Here is a 3093-nt window from a genome sequence, read left to right as displayed (position 1 = left end):
GTTTTTATTCTCTATAAGTTCCTTTTTTGTTTAATTTGTTAATATCATTAGATATATTGCCTACAGTTGATTTTTCATTAAAAGTATAGACCTTTTCACCATTTACAAAGATACCCCAATTCTTATCTTCATAACTGATACCATAACCAGCATTGCTAGACGTAGCTTTGAGTTGATTTCCATTCATTGAAAGAGATAACTTCCCTTTTCCTTTGTTAAGTTTATCATTCACGCTGTTGATACTATTCATTTGTTCTTCAAGGAATTTTTGGTTATCAAGAGTAACTTGATGGTTTTTCCAGTCTAATTTATAGTGGTTCGTAAAGAATTCATTATATGTATCTTTATTATTTGTTCCCCACCATTTTGAACTTACCCACTCAATATTGTACTGATCTGAAATTCTACGATTTGTTATTTTTAAATCTGATGTAATTTCTGTTTTATCAGCAGTAATAACCGCTACTACGTTTGGAGAAAAACCATATCCTGTTAAAGCTGGTACTGTATCTTTTGAAACAAAATTATTCGTTCCTTCATTATAACTACGTGATTTCATAAATAGTTGATTACCATAGAAAGTATTGAATGAATCACGATTATAAATTCCCCACTCTGGGAAATTAAATGATTGGAATCCTACTTTCCAATTTAATTTCTTATCTGTGTGAGTCTCTAATACCGTTTTATAATCTACTTGATCATAAGATACACTTTCTTTCCAAGCAAAGCTACCTGTGATACTTGCATCGGCATTTGGCCCTTTATCATTTACTCCTACTTTAACACTTCCACCAAGTGTATACCCTACCTCAGAAGTGACCTTTGCTGAAGTCATTGTATTAACTGGGGCAGCTTTATGGAACTGAGCACTATCACCACTTGTTATTTCTGCTTCAGTATGATAAGCTGATGGCCATTTTAAGCCTGCGTTATAGTATCCACTATTAACTGTATATTTAGCATCAATATTACTACCATCAGTGGTCACAATTGCAATCTTTTTATCTGCGTAAGGATCCTCAATAAAAGAAACCTTTATCGAATTTTTGATATTCTGCTTCATGTCATAAGTAGTTTTAAAACTATTATAGACCTTCCCACCATTTTGAAGATTTTCTACAGTTCCTTTAGAATCTGCAAATGCAGATGTTGCTTGTAAACTAAATGATCCAGACATAATAACGGACGCTACCGCAACACATTTAGCTATTTCTTTTGCTTTTTTCATACAGACAGCCACTCCTTCTTAAACATTTAAAAGATATAAATATATTATTTCTAGTTCGCAAAAATAGAGATAGATTCATAGCCATACAATATAGAAATTCATTAACTTTTATGACACTAACTAAAAACACATGTTTCACTAATCTTCCTCTCACTATTATTGATAACTATTATCAATAATATTAAAACATAAAATAAAAATTTAAACAATAATTTTAAATACAAATTTAAAATTATTGTTTAAAAAAATACAAAAAAATTATAGAATTCTTCATTTCGAGAATTACTATATTTTCAATTACTTATTACAGCCTATATTCAGATACATTATTTCCTTTCCATTCATAATAATCTAAAATTCCTTCATAAATGGCTTCTGCTGCAATTTGTCTGCCATCTTCCGTAGATAATTTACTGTAATCAATACCATTATCTATAAACGCCAGTTCCGTCAACACAGCTGGCATGTCATTTTCCCTTATTACATGAAGGTCTCCATGTTTAACTCCTCTGTCTCGTGTTTGAAGTGCCTCTACTAAACGTGTTTGAATTTTTTCTGCTAAAACACGACTTTCTTCCACATGAGGATTTGTTTTTTCGGATTTAGAAGATTTATAGTAATATGTTTCTGTCCCTTTTGCATTACCATTAAAAGCATTTGCATGTACGCTTATAAAGATATCACCCTGATTTTTCTTAGCAAATTTAACACGTTCCTGTAAAGAACTTTTTTGATCATGCCCCGGTCTATTATCAGATTGACGAGTTAATAAAACTGTAAATGGTGTATGCTTTTCAAGTAATTGTTGTAGACGTAAAGAAGTGTCTAGTACAATCTTACTTTCAGGTAATCCCTTTGTGGATTTCCCAGGATCTTCGCCACCATGTCCAGGATCAATAATGATTGTTTTGCTTTCTAATGGGTTTTGGGGACGATGTTGCATCATATCTGTTTTTGCAGTAAGTTGAGCAGCTTCAGCACGTGTTATAAATCTATTTGGTTGCCAACCGTTCTCAGTACCATTGGAAATTTTCAAACCGATTAAAATATTGGCATATTTTTCTCCCCAATGCCCTTTTAAATCTTCAAATTTAACCTGCTCATTATGATTTGCTGCGCTTTGTAGTTTATATGCATTTACTAGCATCGTAGCCATAGCAGCACGAGTTACTTTTCCGGATGGATTGAAGATTCCATTACCCTCACCTTTAACAATACCAGCTTTTTCAGCAGCAGCAATATACGGAGTAGCCCAGTGGTTTTGTGAATCTGTAAATGATGGTTTTGCATTAGAGTCAATTTGTATACCTAAAACTTTTGTCATAATTTTTGTAGCCGAAGCTCTGTCTAATGAGTCATTTGAACCGAACGTTCCGTCTGGATAGCCATTCAATACCTGTTTATCAACTAAATAATTAACGGATTTGTCCGCCCATGCAGGAACATCTGGGAACTTATGAGTATTTGCAAATGTATTAGATGGATTTGTCCGCCCATGCAGGAACATCTGGGAACTTATGAGTATTTGCAAATGTATTAGATGAGTAGGTTAATAGACTTCCAGCAAGAATTCCTGTAGCAATTAATTTGTATTTCAAAATGTAACACCTCTATCAAATTATTACAATTTGGTAAATATATCATTTATAATTAATCTTTAAATAATACGACCTTGAATAAAGAATAGATTAAGTTGTTTACATTAATATATATCAGATAATAAATTTAAAATCGAATTATTGCTCCAAAAATAATCCTCGGACATACACTTATAGATAAAGATTATTAAATATACTCACCAACATTGTGTAACCAGTATAGTTACTTATACATACGAGTGTCAATTAAAATAACCTTACAAT

1 protein-coding gene and 1 pseudogene are annotated in these 3093 nt (G+C 32.0%); both read right to left on the bottom strand.

Annotated elements, in window-relative coordinates:
- Positions 1-4 precede the first annotated feature (4 nt).
- A complete protein-coding gene (hlyII, locus tag DN403_RS14275) occupies positions 5-1231 on the bottom strand; it encodes a hemolysin II HlyII (RefSeq protein ID WP_149185546.1) in 1227 nt (408 codons plus the stop codon).
- Between the two features lie 304 nt (positions 1232-1535).
- Positions 1536-2829 (bottom strand): annotated as a pseudogene (locus DN403_RS14270) (N-acetylmuramoyl-L-alanine amidase).
- Positions 2830-3093 lie beyond the last annotated feature (264 nt).

This window comes from Bacillus sp. AY2-1 (genome assembly GCF_008368965.1).
Classification (GTDB): Bacteria; Bacillota; Bacilli; order Bacillales; family Bacillaceae_G; genus Bacillus_A; species Bacillus_A thuringiensis_S.
The sequence above is the reverse complement of the archived record's forward strand: the minus strand, read 5'-3'. Positions and strand labels throughout refer to the sequence as shown.